Source organism: Methanosarcina siciliae T4/M (genome assembly GCF_000970085.1).
GTDB classification, from domain to species: Archaea; Halobacteriota; Methanosarcinia; order Methanosarcinales; family Methanosarcinaceae; genus Methanosarcina; species Methanosarcina siciliae.
This window is the reverse complement of the sequence record NZ_CP009506.1, coordinates 4,759,544-4,777,823: the sequence shown is the minus strand read 5'-3', so window position 1 is coordinate 4,777,823 and position 18,280 is coordinate 4,759,544. Positions and strand designations below refer to the sequence as shown.

The following is an 18,280-nucleotide window of genomic DNA, read 5'->3' as shown; positions in this document are numbered from 1 at the left end:
ATGATAAGTGTTCAGTTTGCAACTTCTAATGATAAAGATAACTGGAATAATGTTGTAGAATTGAGTGATTACGGTACAATATTCCATACATGGGAGTGGAAATGTGTAATTGAACAAGGTTTTGGAGACACATGTTACAGCATTGTCGCTAAAGAAAATGACCAAATTGTGGGTATATTTCCCTTATTTTCTAGACCGATGCTGGTCGAAAATAAATATCATAGATATATAGAGCCATTTTCAAATAACTTTCAGGTGTTGTGGTCTCCTCATCCAAGAGCATGGGGTTATGGAGGTCCAATTGCATTGCCTGATGAAAACCCTATTATTATTCAATCGATGTTTAATTTTGCAGAGCAGCTTATATATAAAAATAAAAAAGTTGTTGATTGGAGGATCTCTTCATTTTGTGACCCAAACATAAGAAACATTTTCCATGAGGAAAATGAATATTTATTTAATGCTCGTCAAACATCTATTCTCAAACTGAGTGACGATGTTGAGGTATTGTGGAATAATCTCAAGAAACAAACAAGAAATGGGGTCAGAAAGGCAATTAAAGAAAATATTGAAGTAGTAGAAGCGTCTCATATTTCAGAAATCAAAGAAATGTATAGAATATTATGTAAGGATTTGTACGAACGCACGGGGATTCCAAGAAACCCTTACAGTTATTTTAAAGCAATCTGGGATATTCTCATTCCTATCAGAAAAGCAAAATTCCTTCTTGCAAAATATGATGGACAATTGATTGGCTCAATAATATTATTTTACCATAAAAATAATACTATGTTTTATGAACATGGTGCTTCTTTGAGGCAATATTCTAAACTTCAACCTAACAACGTTCTTCTTTGGAAAGCAATTGAAGAAGGATCTGCCAATGGTTTTAAATTTTTCGATTTAGGTGGAATGCCTCTCGATGAGGAAGATGGAATATATAAATTCAAAAATGGATGGGGGGGAGATATTACTGAGATTGGATGGTATCGAAAGAGATTTAGATATAGGCATGTAAGAACTCTAGCTGAAAAAATTAAAACAGTTTCTCAATTTCGGTTGGAATAAATTCAATAGTTTCCTCATTCACTTTTATTTTTTTTATTATCTTGGCGGGAATTCCTCCAACCATAGAGAACGGAGGCACATCCTTATTTATAACAGTGTTTGGTAAGACAACTGAATACTGTCCAATTGTCACGTTTGGATAAATAGTAACTTTCCCACCAATCCACACATTATCTTCAATCTTGACAGGACCTTCTTTTCTAAAGGAAGGATCTCCTAATTCAGAACTGCAAAGTGATTGATATACACTGCTATGCGTCCATATTCCTACAGATGGACTGGATATATGCACGTAGTTTCCGATGGTTAGATTTCCAGAACCGTCTAAGATATTATAATATCCTATGTATGTGTGTTTTCCAATCTCTAATCTATTTTTTTTCACTCCAATAAGAAAAGTTCCGTAATCAATTTTTGAACAGTTTCCTATAGAGGTATATTGGATAAAGGTGTTGGATTCTATCTGGATGTTATTTCCAAAAAGATTTCCAAACTTTATTTTTGCGTTTTTTTCTATGCATGTTCTTTTTCCAATTTTGATATTACAAAGTCTATAAAGTGTACAACGTAGCTTGTTTGTTGGCAATTGAGATGCTATCCCCAATATATTTTTTTTTATAAATAAGAATCCACGATTCATTATTCTCACTTTAATCAATTGTTTAAATTAATTATTCTTAATTTTTTCGTATAGTTTCAATCAATTGAATATAATCTCTTGCTCTTTGTACATTTGAACAATTATTTTCAACATATTTTCTAGCATTAGATATCAGATATGACTGATCAGTAAATAGAATTTCACATACTTTATTTGCAATTTTCTCTGGATCTTTTTCTGGAATTAAATAACCATTTTCACCATCTTCAATGATCTCTTTTAGCCCTCCAATATTTGAGGCGATTACCGGCACACAACAAGCCATGGCTTCTAATGCAGAAATTGAAGTTGCTTCCTCTAATCCTTTATAATTTATTGAAGGAATAATTACCAAATCAGATAGGTTATATAAGTATTTCATTTGATCATGTTTTACACTCTCTATAAAAATCGCATTTCCTTGTAATTTATCCTTCCCAATAATTCTTTTTATTTCTGCTGCTATGGGTCCTTTATTACCTGTGAAAACCATAACAAACTTTTCCCCAATTTTATCGCGAATTAATTTTAAAGACTTTGCGGCATATATTACTCCGTTTTTTGGTACAAGTCTTCTTGGGCAAAGTATTATTTTTTTGCCGATTGGCATGTTGTATTTCTCAAATAGGTCAGAATCTATCTCTATTTTTTTGAAGTCTTCAGTATCTAAAAAATTTATTGCAACGCTAATTTTATCTGAAGAAATGTTATACTCATTGCAAATATGATCTTTGATTCGAGTGTCAACTGTGATAATTTTATCTGCTAGATTATATGATTTTTCATCGACAGATATAAACCATTTCTCAACAAAACTTTCTTTTTTAATATGGTCCCCGGCAAGTACATCGGAAATATAGCTATGTACTGTAAACAAAATTGGAATTCTAAAGATTGATTTCGTCATCTTTGATGACATACAAACAAATACGTCTTGAGCAATTATTGCATCATACTTTTTTATAAATTGTTTACATAGTAGTATTCTTTCGATAGAGTATTTAATAAAAAGAAAGTGCCATGCATCTCGCATTTGTAGGGAAAACTTTCCAATTATTATTTTTGGTAAGTAAAGCCCGGTTATTTGAAGTATTCGCGGTATTGATGAAAGAGTTACATACTCTACATCATGACCTATTTTTTCAAGCCCATTCCCCAAACTTTTCATATGGGATATTACACCTCCCACCTCATTTTCTTTTAATGCTGAAACTAATAAAATCTTCAAAATCATTTCTCCATATTTGTTTCTTTTACGACTTGCTTATGTTGTTCTTTTTCTCTTATGTGTAACTGTATAATTTCATGTTTGACAGAAATGCACATAAAACGTTTTATCTGTGTTATTAAATTATTATGGAGATAAGAACTTCTATAATATTATACTCTTGGATATCAATATTTCTTTATTGTTTTTAGTACTGAATATATATATTAAACATGAAATGTCGTATAAATTAATTTTGAGCTCATCCCAAAACCTATTTTATTCCTACATCGATAAAAGTTTTAGAATTATTTTCTTTATTTGTAGCTCGATTGACTATTCTATATTCAAGATTAGGAGAGCCAATTTTGAGTTTTGGGATCAGCTCATTCATTATTTGAAATCATATTGCACTTGGTTGTTGACGAACAAGCAAGTATATCTTTCTAAACTAATAAAATACACCTCTGATTAATCTCTAGTTACCTTTTTCATTCTATTCGTTGGAATATATTGAAAAAGCAAAGATGAAATAAGCTCTTTTTCTTTTTGATTTAGAGCTATGAGCCAGATAAGAAATAGATACAGTAAACTTAACATTATGCAGCAAACGATCAGTGAAATTATGCTTGGAAAATATATATACTGACTTATAACATGGGCTGTTACTCCAATTATTAACATGGCAAAAATTCCTGGCGTTAGTAAGAATATGAATGTACTTTTTTTTATGCCAAGTAGTTTTGCAGTATACCATGAAATAAAAAATCCATTGTTTAAAGTTAACATAGTTGCTCCAGCAATTGCAACACTATAGTATCCTAAATTTGTGTAATGCGATAATGTTATAGACAGCAAAATACTTCCTAATCCTGTAAGTATGGTAATAATTCCTGGGATGCGTACTTTATTGAAACATATATTTATTGAAGAAAGAGAATAGACAGGCAAATTTATTATAAGGTGAGTTAAGGATATCCACATTAAAGGAGCTAGTTTTATAAATTGTTCACCTACCCATAAAGATAACAAGTTTGAAGAAAATCCACATATACATCCAATTGGTAAGGCTAACGATAAACCTATAAGTTTTATGGAAGCTGATGATGTCGCTATAATTTTCTTTAATTGTTTTTTTGCGAAATATGTGAAATATATAGGTGTTAAGATTCCAGTTAGTAGTGTAGTCATTGTTCTTATTAATGTACTCCATTTTAATACTACTGCATATTCTCCACTTGAAGTGGCTCCAAATAATATATTGACGAGAATTATATCTGTTTGAAGGAACAAGAGTCCACCGATATGGTTAATCATCATCCAGCCGGTTGTACTAAACATTTCCTTTAATTTACGTTTATCAAAATAAGATGAAGAAATTTTTAGACTAGGACTTACAGATCTAAAAATATATATGGAAATCAGAAAAGAAATTATACTACTTATTAAATAAGAGAGTCCGACATACATTAAACTAGGGGTAAATAATATAAAAAATATTACAACTAATACAACTTGTGTTAACGTACTTATTATATTTATTCCTTTTATAATATCTATTCGATTGTAGGCAAATGGCGAAACTTGAAGTAACCCTCCTACAGTTCCTATTATGAAAGATCCAAGAACAGAAAAAAATAGGATAACTACATCTGTTTCCTGGTTTGATGGCACGTTTATATATTTTGGTGAAAAATATGATAGAATAAAAATTAGTGGGGTTAGTGTTAAAACGATTGCAATAATACCAAATAGTGATGTATTGAATGTGATATTTGCTTTTTTGAAATCTTTTTTTTGGAGATCAAGAGTCAAATATCTAGAAACAGATGCATTTGTTGTTTGTGTAAATATTCCTATATAAGTACTAACAGATGTAGCTATTGGTATTATCCCGTATGCAGCAACTCCAAGTTTTTCAATGAAATATGGAACTAAAAGCAATCCAATTAGTATACCTATTATGAAGGAAAGTGCATTCATCATAACGTTTTTTCCAAACTGTTTGCTAATATTGTCTTCATTTACATTTATATTCATCAAAATGTTCCTCTTTATAATGCGTTTTTGATTGCACTCTCTCTAACAAAACACAAGGAATATTTTTAATAGTAAATCTTTATGAAAAACTCAGATTTATATCTAATACTATGACAATTTAATTATATGTGTACCAGTTGGTCATTTTCTTGTCCTCATTTTTATGAATTTATGGTTGATTTTATTTTCCTACACATCCTTTTCTTAGTCCATGCACCTGCTTCTGAGCTCATTCCAAAAAGCATTTTTTATTTTTACTCTTAATAACTTATATAATTGTATCATGATCCGGAACTCAGTCGATTAATTTAAAATGTTCTACTTGAGAAGCAAACTTTGAGTCTAAATTAACTCTTAATTGAAAAATTATTTAGTGGCGTAATTACCATGTGGGATCGATGCAATACATTGATAATTTGATTATAAAGAATCTTTCTTGATCAACAGAGATAAAATCGTATTGATCTAAAGTAGATATAAGCAAGTGTCGCAACCATCGACAATATAGTCGCATAATTTTTCTAATCAGATTTCAAAGAAACTATAATATCTAAGTCGAATTTACCTCTCAATTTACCTAAAATAATCTATATTGACAGTAGCCGAAACATGTAACCTAATAAAAACTTCGAACACTTATTTTTGCACTGAATTATCACACCTCAATTTACTAAGAGTCAGTTCTGCAGCATTTCCATTACCATATAGTTTTTCCCACTCACAATCGGATTTTATCATCTTTCTTGTACAGTAAATGATCTTTTCCCCACATCCTGCAATCAAATTCGCGCCGACATCTACTGTTTCCGGTCTTTCTGTATTGTCTCGAAGTGTCACGCAAGGGATTCTGAGGACGCAGGCTTCTTCCTGCACACCTCCGCTATCTGTAAAAACTAGCTTAGCTCCACTTTCGAGCTGTAGAAATTCGAGGTAACCAAGAGGTTCGATCAGTATTGAACCTTCAGGCACTTTGAAGCCAAATTCTCCAATCATTTTTACGGTTCTAGGATGAGCTGGAAAGATTATTGGAAGGCCGAACTCTTTGTAAATTTGAGAAAAACCATTAAGAATTCCAGCAAGGCGTTCTTTACTGTCAACATTTTCGGCTCTGTGGGCTGTAGCTACAAAGTATTCTTTTTCGGTTAAGCCCAGTTCTTTAAGAATATCGGCTCTGTCCCTGGAGATCTCAAGGTTCTGGTAGGCTGCATCAACAACCGTATTTCCTGTGACAAATATTTTGTCGTGAGAAATTCCTTCATTTAAAAGATATCTTTTTGAGTTCTCAGTTGGGGCAAAGAGATAATCAGAAGTGTGGTCTGCAATTATTCTGTTTGTTTCTTCGGGCATTGTTCTGTCGAAGGATCTTAAGCCCGCCTCGACATGACCTATTTTGATTTTAAGTTTAGATGCTGCAAGAGCGCCAGCAAGGACAGTGTTTGTATCTCCCTGCACAAGCACGGCATCCGGCCTGTCTTTTATCAGAATTTCTTCGATTCCAGCAAGCATTTTTGCAGTCTGTTTTCCATGGAGGTCCGAACCTACATCTAAGTTGTACTTTGCCGGTGGGAGTTTTAACTGTTCAAAAAAGATTTTATCCATCTCATAGCTATAGTGCTGGCCTGTATGTAGTATATAGTACTCTAAACCCTGTTTTTCACATTCTCTTATTATAGGGCTCATCTTTATGATCTCAGGTCTTGTGCCGAGAATAATTGCAATCTTCATAGTTTTACCGCATCCTTGCAGGAAGATTTTTTAAACTTTATTAACTTTTAGTGAATTACACTTCTCAATTATTTAAACTATTTGATTCAATTTTACTGTTTATCATTCTTTATTTTCTTTAATTTTTTTCTAGAATTAATAGCCTGACTTTTGCTATAATAAAAACAATTTGTAAAAGCTTCTGAAACAGGCTGTCTCATAACCACTTTCAGTACTTCGCTAATTTTCATTTTCTCCTAAACGAGGCTGTTCGATACCTTTATATGTGATAAAAACTACCTCCGTATGTCTTTTCCACCATATAAGTCTGGATATTCCCCTAAAATAGAATTAAAGTCAAAAAATGTATTGATGCCGTATTAAGACCTCTCACTGACCATGTTACCATCAAGATCAATGGTTCTCTTACAAGTGAAGACGTTTTTCGTACCGTTGTGAGTATGTCAATCAACAGGAATTCTGTTCATTCTGTTACGACACAGTATAAGAATGTTGCTTGCGAAACATCTCTACGATACCATCTTAAAAAACTAAACATGGAAGAACTGATCAAATGAAAAGATTCTCCTTCAAGAACTCATAAAAACCCTGAAAACAGGCAAGTGCTGTGAATTCGCTGCTGATTATACCAATGATCCTTATTATGGAAATAAAGATTCATCTAATGAGAAATATGTAATAGGTGGACAGGCTAAAAAGTCAACAAACTCCTTTTACTCATATGTCTCTCTTTATATCATTAACAAGAATGAGAGGTTTACAATATCTGTTCTTCCTGTCGAAAAGGATAAAACAAAGGTTGAATACCTCTCCCATTTTATCAGCCTCATCTAAAAACTGAACTTTAATATTAAGATTCTCTGCCTGGATAGAGAGTTTTATTCTATTGACGTGTTTAAATTTTTGCAAAGTAACCAGGTTCCACTTATAGTTCCAGTTGTTAAGAAAGGCGAGCGGATAAAGCAGATCCTGAAAGGGAATAAGGCACGTAGCGAACAATATATTATGGGGAACTCTAAGAGGCTGTCTGAATATTCATTTTTCATCTGGATAAAGGTTCTATTTTAGCCAGTCGTCCGCTCATTATATGGATCATAGCCGCATAAATGAAGGCTTGACTGTACTCTGTTAATCCTTCATAATCTTTGCTCAAACGCCGATAACGACCCAGCCATCCAAATGTACGCTCTACTACCCATCTGCGAGGAAGTACTTGAAAACCTTTGACATCATCTTTACGCCTTATTATTTCCAAAACCCAACCACACAGGTTGTCTCAAAACTATACTCTATCATACATTTGGGTCAGAAACCCGTAATCTTTATCTTTTTTACAAAACAAATTTCAGTGTTTCCCATGTTTCGAAAGTACGATCAAAAACAGCAGTTTTTACTTCCGTTAGACCTAGAAGAAGACCTAGAAGATTTTGTTCCTGAAAACCATATCGCCAGAGTACTAAACGACATCGTAGATGTCGTTGATATCACTGTTATTGAATCCACTTACTCTAAGGAAGGCTGCCCAGCCTATCATCCAAAACCTCTTTTAAAAATATTACTTTATGGTTACCTTATAGGCATTAGAAGTTCACGTAAACTGCAACAAATGACTCAAACTGATACTGCATTTATGTATCTGGCAGCCATGCAAAAACCTGATTTTCATACTATTTGTCGATTCCGTTCAACTCATCTTGGCCCTATAAAAGAAATCTTTTCCCAAGTTGTCACATTTTTGTAAAGAAATGGATATGATTGGTTCCAGTATCTCAATTGACGGAACAAAGGTTAAGGCAAATGCTTCATCAATACAGAGCAAGAGTTCGGATGCTCTCGAAAAAGAAATAGATAAGATACTCAAAGAGAGTATTGAGACAGATAAACATGAAGATGAAATTTATGGTGACTCAACACCATATCATATTCCAGAAGAGCTTGTTGACAGGAAGAAAAGACTGGAAAAAATAAAAGCTGCTAAGAAGAAGCTTGATGAAGAAAAGCTGAAAAAAATAAACATCACAGACAATGATGCTCGAATTATGAAGCATAAAGATGGAAGCAAGAAACCTTCCTACAATTGTCAGGTTGCTGTTGATGAAAAAGAGCAAATAATCGTTGCAGCAGACGTTGTCAACGAAGAAAACGACCTTCATCAAATAGAACCAATGATACAGAATGTAAAAAACACACTGGGATATAAACCAACAATAGTACTTGCAGATGCAGGTTATTTCTCATATGGAAATCTGGAATTTTTACAGGAAGAAGGCATTGATGCTTATATTCCTGACAACTTCTATAAAGCTGAAAAAGAAGGAAAAACCAGGAAGTTCAGGAAGTCTCTTTTTACATACGATGAAGAAAAAGACTGCTATTATTGTCCGGCTGCATTTGAAATTCCCTTTACAAGAATTCAAAAGAGGAAAGGTGAACCTGATTTAAGGTTTTATGTCTGTAGCTATTGTTCTCAGTGTGTGCTGAAAAATGCATGTACTATGAGTGAAAAAAGGACGATAACAAGAGATCCTCGAGAACATTTAATGGAGAATATGAGGGCTAAACTGAACACAGAAAAAGGTACGGAAAAGTATCAGAAAAGAATGTCTACCGTAGAACCTGTGTTTGGTCAGATGAAACAGGATAGGGGGGTTTAGGGAATTTCTGTTGAGAGGGAAAAGGAAAACAGGAATTGAATTTGTTATGATGTGTACTGTACACAATATAAAGAAAATGGCAGACTTCATAAAAAGGAAAGGGAAAAACCTGAAGGATATGCTGAAAATGATAGTTGGGGGAGGAAGTAAACGCTGGAATAAAGGGGGAATTCGAGCGAGAATAACAAATACGCTATGTTGACCTATGAAAATTATCTCTCATTGTTGAAATGAAATAAAAATTGAAATGGGCATTACCCAATTGTACAAGTTAAAATGGTTATGAGACAGCCTGCACAGGTTATCTTGACCCAATCAACCAGTTGACCAGCATAAGCAGCATCAGCCCAAATAAGCTGCAATCGAGAGAATGTCCCCTTAATTTGTTCCAGAACAAGTTTAGCTCCATCCCGATCCTGAATATTCGCTGCATGAACTACAACCATTGCATGAACTACAACCATTAATAGTAGCTCTGTTGTATCCACCAGAATATGGCGCTTTCGTCCTTTGACTTTCTTACCAGCATCATAGCCGCGTACTCCACGTGTTTCTGTGGTTTTGACTGATTGACTATCCAAAATAGCTGCACTCGGTTCTGGTTCTCTGCCATTTTCAATTCTCAGTTCAGTTCTTAGCGCAGCATTTATGCGTTCCCAAATTCCATAAAGACGCCAAAGGCGGAAATAGTGGTAGACAGTTTGCCATGGTGGAAATTCGTGTGGTAACATTCGCCAGGCACAACCAGAACGTAGCAAATAGAATATGCCATTCAATATTTCACGATAGGGGTGAACACGTTTTTTGCCTCGATTAGTTGGAGATTTGGGATATGAGGCTCGATTAGTTTCCATTCTTTATCAGATAAATCGCTAGGATAAGGAAGTCTTTCAGTCTGTTCTGACATTGACGAACAATCTTGGGACAGGTATTATTTAATTTTAAGACAGCCTCTTAGTCATTTTAATCCCCTTTGGGTATTCAGTCTTATCTAACATGCACTTAACTTTAAGCCCTTTTGATGTAGTTGTTGCCGCAATAAGATTCACAATTACTTCGTAGCTTGTAAGTGGTTTACCTCTCCAATTTAAAGTTATATGAGAAAATAGTCTGTGCTCTATTTTATTCCATTTGCTTGTTCCTGGTGGGAAGTGGCAAACCGAAATTTCCATTCCAGTTTCATCAGCTAACTTTTGTAATTCCATTTTCCATAATCGTACTCTATATCCATTACTCCCACCACAATCAGCAGTAATCATGAGTTTTTTTGCTTCTGGATACGATTCACATCCCATCATATTCCACCATCTTCGTATACTTTCAACTGCAAAAGAAGCCGTATCATGATCTATTCCGACATTTACCCATCCTTCATTGTTAGCAATGTCGTAGACTCCATATGGATTTACTTTTCCCAGTTCTTTGTCCTTAAAATCATATACATTGACGTTTATGGGATCCTTTTTTGGGCGTAATTCTCTGCCCTCATTCTTGAAATTTCCAACCAACTCTTTCTTTTTTGTATCGACAGATATCACAGGCTGATGCTCTTCCTGAAACTTTTTGCAATTTTCATTTATATGGTTGAATTGTTTATCACGATCAGGATAGGAAGCTCCTTCAATTGTCTTCCTATTAGCCTGTAAACTGTAACCAAGTATGTGAAGCAGATCTGCAACTCTTGCATGAGTTACCTTATGACCCATCTTTTTTAGTTCTTCAGCCAAATTGCGAACACTCTTGGAAGTCCAACGCAGAGGTGATTCCGGATCACCACGGCTTGTTGGTTCAATAAGACTTTCAAGATCAGATTTAAGTGTGGGATCTTTATCAACACTCTTTTTGCGACCTCCACCAGGAGCTCGAATTTTACCATCGGGTATAGATGTTCCACTTGCTCCAATTGTTCCACTTTCTAGTTCTTTACAAGCTTTTGAAATGGTATCACGAGAGATTCCTGTTGCACGAGAAACTATGCTGATTCCACCTACGCCAAGGCTAATAGCCTCGGCACCAGCAAATAGACGTTTGCTTTGTTCATCCAGAAAAGGTTTTAGTAAGTTATACTTTTCAGAGATATGTTTCTCAAGTTGGTTACTCATGTATAGTCAATACACAGAACTTGTGTAAAAAAATATCTAAATTATTTTGTGACAATTGCTTAGTTGCATGTTAGTGAGCTTCTCACCAGGTGATTCGGCGGATAGACTCTTGTTGGTAATTTCTTTGTTGTGGAAACTGGTACACTTGTATTCGTTCCAAGCAGATGGATTTCCTATGAGTTTATCCGTTTCATCATCCAGTGTAGTTGAAAGTCTTACTTTCATCGTCCTGCTTCCATTCTTACGTTTCGATACCATGAAGCAAGTCTGCATCTTTTCAGATTAGGGCAAATTTCGGACCCATATGTAACTCATTACAAGTTACCATTCGCTTTTTGCTTCTTTCTTTACCCTCTATGCTATTGTTGTTTCTTACGAAAATTCTACCCATACGGGAACATATCGGGCTTACCAAGTTTTACAAAACGTATATTTATGAATGCTTTAGAAGTCACCCATAAGCCGGGAATCGTTTGTCTGTTTCCTGTAATGTGCCATAAGCCATTACAGTCTAACTCCATACCTTTTGGTGAAGCGTATCAGTCCAATTTCGCTTGTAAGCTTGACGACTCTTACAGTGGTTCATCTTATGATTCTTCATGGCATTCTTATCCTAGCAATTGTCTGGTTTGGATGAGACTTTCCACGTTGTCCTAAGAGCTTTACACATTGACGTTATCATAAATGCATGTCTTAGTTGGATTATCCCAAACAGAAGGGATAGCGTGTACGCAATACGTTTTATAACTTCTTGCCACACTTACAGAACTTTCGGTACACTGCCTTTTTCGGGAAACATTTCTCGAAGGGAGTCTTCGAGAATAGATGGGGGACGAGGAGACATAGATACACTAATATTTAGAGGATGAGCTCATCCCAAAACCCAGTTTTTAATCTCAATTGTCGGAATTACTCAGGATTGCTCTCATAATCAGAAGCTCGATTAGTCACTTAAAATACGGGGTCCAAAGAAGCAAATTTTGAGTTTTGGGATCGTCTCGATTAATATAAAAACACATGCAGGAGTGCTTTTATAACGCTTAACCGATGACGCATGGATTCGATTTATGTTTTCTAAACCTATTCATTTCATCTTTTATCTTTCTTCTGTAGATGCGGCAAGTAGGATATTAAGTTGAGTTTTATTTTAAAGTTTCAGGCTGATTGAAATAAATTTCTGAGACTCCAGAAAAGCCTGCGGCACTTAAGTGTGAATTTTTATGCTCTTATGATATCGTTTTTTTATAGGGATCATCTTTTTATTTTTTACTACTTATAATTTTCTATTTTGTATTCTGTTTTTTTTTTCATGGCTTGTATCTCAATCGTATAATGTTATATTTCTCCTACTAAAGCTCTCTTGGTATTATTATTACTAATCAATTATTTTCTTTCTGTATAACAGTCAATAAATTTATATATTACTATTTCAGACATCAATCTAAAAAATTAAAGTATATAGGGATTCGAGCAGTTATACTCTAAGTGGTATCGACTGGTTTTTGATCATCTGTAATTATTTCTATTTAATCTTGTAAATTTCAAAGGGGTTATAAAAATGAGTAATGAACTGATTATGGGCAATAATATCCAGTTCCAGGCCCATATAGAGAACCCCCGTTTCAGGGAAGCAGTCTCTCAAAATATAACTGTCGTCCTTCCAGCTTATAATGAAGAAGGCTCTATCGGGAGTATCGTTCTTCTTTCCAAGCTCTATGCAGATAATGTGATAGTTGTCGACGACGGTAGCACTGACAGGACAGCCGAAATTGCAAGAAAAGCCGGAGCCGAAGTAATTGCTCATAATACTAATAAAGGAAAAGCGGAAGTTCTTAAAACAGGCTTTACAGCTGCAATCAATCTCGGTGCCGATATTATAGTTACAATGAACTCAGATGGGCAGCACAACCCTGCTGCTATTCCAAAGCTCGTTGCTCCTATCCTTGAAGGAAATGCTGAATTCGTTAATGGCAGCCGTTCTCTTAATTATCCGGGCAAAAATACTCCTCTCTACCGGCGTGTTGGCCAGACCCTGCAGGACACCACTGCAAAAATGAACTTTAACCTCAAAATTACCGATACGCAGAGCGGCTTCCGAGCCTTTGCAGCCTCAACAAAGAATATTTTCCGCTTCAATGGTAAAAATACGGCTATAGAACGTGAAATGCTTGCCGATGCAGGTAGATCCGGTCTCCGTATAAAAGAAGTAGAGATTGGGACTTTCAAAGATTCGGAAAGCATAATCCAAAACCCGATAAAGTATCTTGCCGAAGTCATGAAAAATGTAGTTGAGGATATAGAAGTTAACAGACCTCTGTACTTCTACTCTGTGCCAGGTTTTGGTCTTGCAACATGCGGCTTCTATATGGGTTTCAAGTTCCTTGAATCCTTTTTCCTTGGCAGTACAAGCCTCAATTTTGGGCACACGTTCCTCATGTTTTTCTTAGCTTTTGTGGGTGCATACATGACTCTCAGGGGAATAATAGAGCATTCGATGGCAGGAGTGGCTAAAAATACCGATCCAGCTTAATTCTTTGAATTAATATTTGCATTTCCGGTGTTTGAATAGAGATTACAGGATTTATATATTGATTACTTGCTTTGTCTCTCTTTCAAACTCACTTAAATTTTATTCAAACTTAAATCAATACGGGGTTATTCGAATGAATAATGAACTGATTATAGGCAAGAGCGTCCAACCAATCACAAAAAAAGAGGAAAATCCAAATGTGAGAGTTCCATCTCTTCGAAACATAACCGTTGTCCTCCCTGCCTATAATGAGGAAGTTTCCATCGGCAGTGTTGTTCTTCAGGCAAAGAAATTTGCTGATAGAGTAGTTGTAGTCGACAATGCAAGTTCCGATAATACAGTCGATGTAGCTAAACTTGCGGGTGCAGAGATAATCCGAAACACCAAGCATAAAGGGTTTGATTTTCCAATTCAAATAGGTATTGAACATGCTACAGATTCTGAAGCCTTCTTGTTCATGGACATCAGTATTTGCCATGAACCAAAGTTAATTCCTAAAATGCTTGAACCTATTCAAAAAGATGATTTTGATATGGTAATTGGCACCTGTTTTAGCAAATCAAATCGGCTACAAGAGAATGTATCTTTTTTAAACAAAAAACAGATGGAAAGTGGGCCTGTAGGATTCTTTGTTTTTTCTAAAAAATGCTTTGATATATTATTAAGTTCCCCCAATATTTACATTTCTTCTGTAGGTACTATTCTCTCTTTCGCCGAAAACAATAATCTTAAGGCAAAACATCTAAACCTCGAAGAAGAGCACACATTCAGTCTATTTAAAATGTACAAAATTGGAGTTGTAGTGCCCGCATACAACGAAGAAGTTTTGTTAGGTGAAACAATTAAAGGGATTCCGGAGTATGTGAGCCGTATCTATATCGTAGACGACTGCAGTTCTGACCGGACTCCTGAAGTGATTAAAAGCCTGAAAGACTCCAGAGTTGTTTCCTTAAGGCATGAAGTGAATATGGGTGCCGGAAAGTCGGTAATTGACGGATATAAAATGGCTCTGGCAGACAAAATGGACATAGTCGTTGTAATGGATGGCGACAACCAGATGGATCCGTCCCAGATGCCTCGTCTTTTAATGCCCATAATAGAAGGCAAAGCCGATTACACTAAAGGAAACAGGCTTATAACCCGAGAAGCCCGGGAAGGCATGAGCGCCTGGAGGTTCTTTGGAAACACTTTACTCTCACTGCTAACTAAAATAGGAAGCGGCTACTGGGATTTAATGGATCCCCAGAACGGTTATGCTGCTGCATCTCGAAAAGCACTGGAAACAATAGACCTTGATTCCGTATATACTTATTACGGTTACGTAAATGATATCCTGATAAAGCTCAACGCATACGGCATGAGAGTAACAGATGTTGTAATCCCTGCCCGCTATAAAAACGAAAAATCCTCTATAAATTATCGTAGATACATAATGAAAGTCGCTCCCATGCTTTTCAATGGTTTCTTATGGAGGCTGAAGACCAAGTATGTACTTTTAAGTTTCCATCCGCTTGTGTTTTTCTATGTTGCCAGCATGGCACTTCTCCCTGCAGGACTTATTTTTGATTTCTGGATTCTTGTACAAAAGTTGATGCACAATCCGGTTTCTCAAAACTATCCCCTTCTGGGCGTATTTATGACTTTGATGGGTGCACAGTTGTTGTTTTTTGCAATGTTTTTTGATATGCAGTCGGACATTAGTAAGAAACTTAATCAAAATGTTTAATTATAAGTTTTATTCTTTGGAGTTGGAAATTTGAGGGTTCTCATAGATATCGGACATCCAGGTCATGTTCATTTCTTTAAAAACACCATTTGGAGCCTCCGTGAAAAAGGTCATGAAGTAATGGTTACTTCTAGAGATAAAGAGGTGACTATTGATCTGTTAAACGCTTACGGCATTCCTCACGATATTTTGACATCTACTGCTTCTGAGAAAGGTAGTGTATTCAAAGAATGGATGGTTCGAGATTGCAAATTTCTCAATGTTGCAAGAAAATTTAATCCCGATGTTTTGGCAGGAATTATTAATCCATGTGTAGCGCATGCTTCCTGGGTACTTGGAAAAAAAGCTTTTATCTTTAATGATACCGAACATCAGAAATTTGCTCGTAAAATAATCAATCCTTTTGTTGAAAAAGTTTATACTCCTTCCTGCTTTTATGAAGACTTCGGAAAAAAACAGGCTCGATATCAGGGGTATCATGAACTTGCATACCTGCATCCGAATCACTTTTCTCCAAATCCTGCCGTCCTTGAAGAAATGGGGTTGAAGGAAACTGACACAATAATTATATTAAGATTTGTTTCCTGGAAAGCGCACCATGATGTTGGACAGGCCGGAATTAAAAATAAAGTGAAATTAGTGAGCGAACTGGAAAAGTATGGGCATGTATTCATAACTTCTGAGCAGCCTTTAGGGCCTGAACTGGACAAATATAAAATAAGGGTTTCTCCCGAAAAACTTCATGATCTTCTCTATTATGCTACTCTTTACATCGGGGAAGGAGCTACAACAGCCTCTGAATGTGCTGTTTTAGGCACGCATGCCGTCTATGTAAACACGTTAAGAACCGGTTACACAAACGAGGAAGAATCAAAATACGATCTTGTTTTTAATTTTTCAGAAGGGCAGAATATGGAAGAAGAAGCTTTCAAAAAAGCACTGGATTTACTTGAAAATCCAAACTTAAAGTCTGAAGGCAGAGTAAAGAGAGATAAACTGCTCAATGATAAGATTGATGTTACGGGCTTTATGGTAAATGAAATGGAAAATGCCGTTTTTTAAGATAGGGGATTTGTATGAAAAATTTGAGAGAGATGGTGCATGGTAAAACTGCATCTCCAAGTACTAAATGTATACATTCTGAAAGTGGATTCAAATATTGAAATACAAGTATTTTCCCTGAGAATGAGAGCATGAATATGAGTTTTGATCAAATTATCAATAAAAATTTACTGGTATTGACACCTGCTTATCCTAATGAAACTGGCAGCTATATAGGAGATAGTTTTGTAAAAAATCAGGTTGATGAATTGAAACAGTACTTTAAAGAAATTATTGTCATCTCCCCTGTCCCTTTCAGTTTTGAACAATATCCTAAGGATAAATTATGTGATAATTATAGTTATGATAACGTTAGGGTTTACTATCCTAGGTCCTTTTATGTACCAATTCGCTATTTTAGAAAAATACTGATTGATAACCGTCTTCAGGTTATTGAAAGTTTAATAAAAAAAGAAAATATTTCTTTTGATATTATCCATGCTCATTTCACCTGGCCATCTGGATATATTGGAGTTAAATTAAAATCCAAATATAATATACCTGTAGTCATAACACTTCATGCTAATTCAGTGCGCTTCTATCAGGAAGTAAATATGAACTACCCTCTTTTAAATTATACTTGGAAAAATGCTGATGCATTAATTCGAGTTAACCAAAAAGATGTACCTGTATTGAAGAAATTCAATGAAAATTCATTCTTCATTCCAAATGGTTTTTCTCAAACATTTAAACCTTTAGATCAAAAAACATGTCGAGACAAATTAAATTTGTCTCCCAATAAAAAGATAATTTTCAGTCTCGGTTGGCTAATTGAAAGAAAAGGTTTTAAATATTTAATAGAAGCTATGGACATACTCCAAAAAGAAAGATCAGATATTCTCTGTTTCATTGGAGGATCAGGTCCTTTAAAGAATAAGTTGCAAAAGCAAATTGATGATCTTAACTTAGCTGATAAAGTTAAGCTAACTGGTTTCATTCCAGATGACCTACTCCCAATATGGATGAATGCTTGTGATGTTTTTATATTGCCAAGTTTGAGTGAAAGTTTTGGTGTTGTTCTTATAGAGGCAATGGCATGTGGTAAACCAGTTATTACTACATATAATGGTGGAAGTGAAGAAGTTGTAATTTCCGAGGATTATGGTTATGTGATCGAGTCAAAAAACTCAAAAAAACTAGCACAAAAGGTATTGATTGTTTTAGACCAAAAATGGGATTCTACAAGAATTAAAAAATATTCTGATTTATTTACTTGGGATATCGCCTGTGAAAAAATTATCAAAGTTTGTGCTGATCTTTTGAAGAACTAATTTGAAATAATAAATTATATTGTAATATTGTGGAATTGTGGATTGTCGCGACTATGGATCACAAAACAACAGATAATAGATTAGATATCTTCTTGAGCATAAGTGGAATAGTTGTAGGGTTAATTCTCTCCACACTATATTTAATTAGCCCTACCATATACTTGCTTAATATAGGAATTGCACTATTGTTTGCGTCTTTTATGTATCTTTTTCTTA

9 protein-coding genes and 5 pseudogenes are annotated in these 18,280 nt (G+C 35.0%); 7 read left to right on the top strand and 7 right to left on the bottom strand.

The features are described from left to right. Positions 1 to 1,068, top strand: a complete 1,068-nt coding sequence (locus tag MSSIT_RS19975; protein ID WP_048174218.1) for a lipid II:glycine glycyltransferase FemX — start codon at positions 1 to 3, stop codon at positions 1,066 to 1,068. On the opposite strand, the gene MSSIT_RS21475 is transcribed toward MSSIT_RS19975, so the two are convergent. From MSSIT_RS21475 to wecB, 4 genes are all read right to left on the bottom strand, one after another. Then, positions 1,037 to 1,708 carry an acyltransferase gene (locus tag MSSIT_RS21475; RefSeq protein ID WP_052721736.1) on the bottom strand — a complete coding sequence of 224 codons (672 nt, stop codon included), beginning with the start codon at positions 1,706 to 1,708 and terminating at the stop codon, positions 1,037 to 1,039. The two genes, MSSIT_RS19975 and MSSIT_RS21475, sit on opposite strands and share 32 nt — an antisense overlap. Positions 1,709 to 1,745: 37 nt before the next feature. Then, the gene (locus MSSIT_RS19965) at positions 1,746 to 2,936 is read right to left on the bottom strand and encodes a glycosyltransferase family 4 protein (RefSeq protein WP_197080307.1); all 1,191 of its coding nucleotides are present in this window, start codon (positions 2,934 to 2,936) and stop codon (positions 1,746 to 1,748) included. A 450-nt stretch (positions 2,937 to 3,386) separates the two neighbouring features. Continuing rightward, a complete protein-coding gene (locus MSSIT_RS19960; RefSeq protein WP_048174216.1) occupies positions 3,387 to 4,955 on the bottom strand; it encodes a lipopolysaccharide biosynthesis protein in 1,569 nt (522 codons plus the stop codon). 636 nt (positions 4,956 to 5,591) lie between these two features. Beyond that, positions 5,592 to 6,680, bottom strand: a complete 1,089-nt coding sequence (gene wecB, locus MSSIT_RS19955; protein ID WP_048174215.1) for a non-hydrolyzing UDP-N-acetylglucosamine 2-epimerase — start codon at positions 6,678 to 6,680, stop codon at positions 5,592 to 5,594. 285 nt (positions 6,681 to 6,965) lie between these two features. On the opposite strand from wecB, the pseudogene MSSIT_RS25145 reads away from it, so the two are divergent. After that, positions 6,966 to 7,700, top strand: a pseudogene (locus MSSIT_RS25145) (ISH3 family transposase); the annotation flags it as partial. Positions 7,701 to 7,722: 22 nt separating this feature from the next. Here MSSIT_RS25145 and MSSIT_RS22665 read toward each other — a convergent pair. Then, positions 7,723 to 7,947, bottom strand: a pseudogene (locus tag MSSIT_RS22665) (transposase); the annotation flags it as partial. Positions 7,948 to 8,037: 90 nt separating this feature from the next. Here MSSIT_RS22665 and MSSIT_RS19945 point away from each other — a divergent pair. After that, positions 8,038 to 9,536, top strand: a pseudogene (locus MSSIT_RS19945) (IS1182 family transposase). A gap of 82 nt (positions 9,537 to 9,618) precedes the next feature. Here MSSIT_RS19945 and MSSIT_RS19940 read toward each other — a convergent pair. Continuing rightward, positions 9,619 to 10,241, bottom strand: a pseudogene (locus tag MSSIT_RS19940) (IS5 family transposase); the annotation flags it as partial. 49 nt (positions 10,242 to 10,290) lie between these two features. Then, a pseudogene (locus MSSIT_RS19935) lies at positions 10,291 to 11,436 on the bottom strand (ISAzo13 family transposase); the annotation flags it as partial. 1,558 nt (positions 11,437 to 12,994) lie between these two features. Between MSSIT_RS19935 and MSSIT_RS19925 the strand changes: the two are divergent. The 4 genes from MSSIT_RS19925 to MSSIT_RS19910 all read left to right on the top strand — a co-directional run bounded on the left by MSSIT_RS19925 (position 12,995) and on the right by MSSIT_RS19910 (position 18,064). Continuing rightward, on the top strand, positions 12,995 to 13,966 hold the full coding sequence (locus MSSIT_RS19925; RefSeq protein ID WP_048174212.1) for a glycosyltransferase family 2 protein: 972 nt from the start codon (positions 12,995 to 12,997) through the stop codon (positions 13,964 to 13,966). A 133-nt stretch (positions 13,967 to 14,099) separates the two neighbouring features. Next, positions 14,100 to 15,692: a glycosyltransferase family 2 protein gene (locus MSSIT_RS19920; RefSeq protein WP_052721734.1), complete on the top strand. Its 1,593-nt coding sequence runs from the start codon at positions 14,100 to 14,102 to the stop codon at positions 15,690 to 15,692. A gap of 30 nt (positions 15,693 to 15,722) precedes the next feature. Next, a complete protein-coding gene (locus MSSIT_RS19915) occupies positions 15,723 to 16,754 on the top strand; it encodes a DUF354 domain-containing protein (RefSeq protein WP_048174211.1) in 1,032 nt (343 codons plus the stop codon). A 137-nt stretch (positions 16,755 to 16,891) separates the two neighbouring features. Next, on the top strand, positions 16,892 to 18,064 hold the full coding sequence (locus MSSIT_RS19910) for a glycosyltransferase family 4 protein (RefSeq protein WP_048175132.1): 1,173 nt from the start codon (positions 16,892 to 16,894) through the stop codon (positions 18,062 to 18,064). Positions 18,065 to 18,280: the final 216 nt, after the last annotated feature.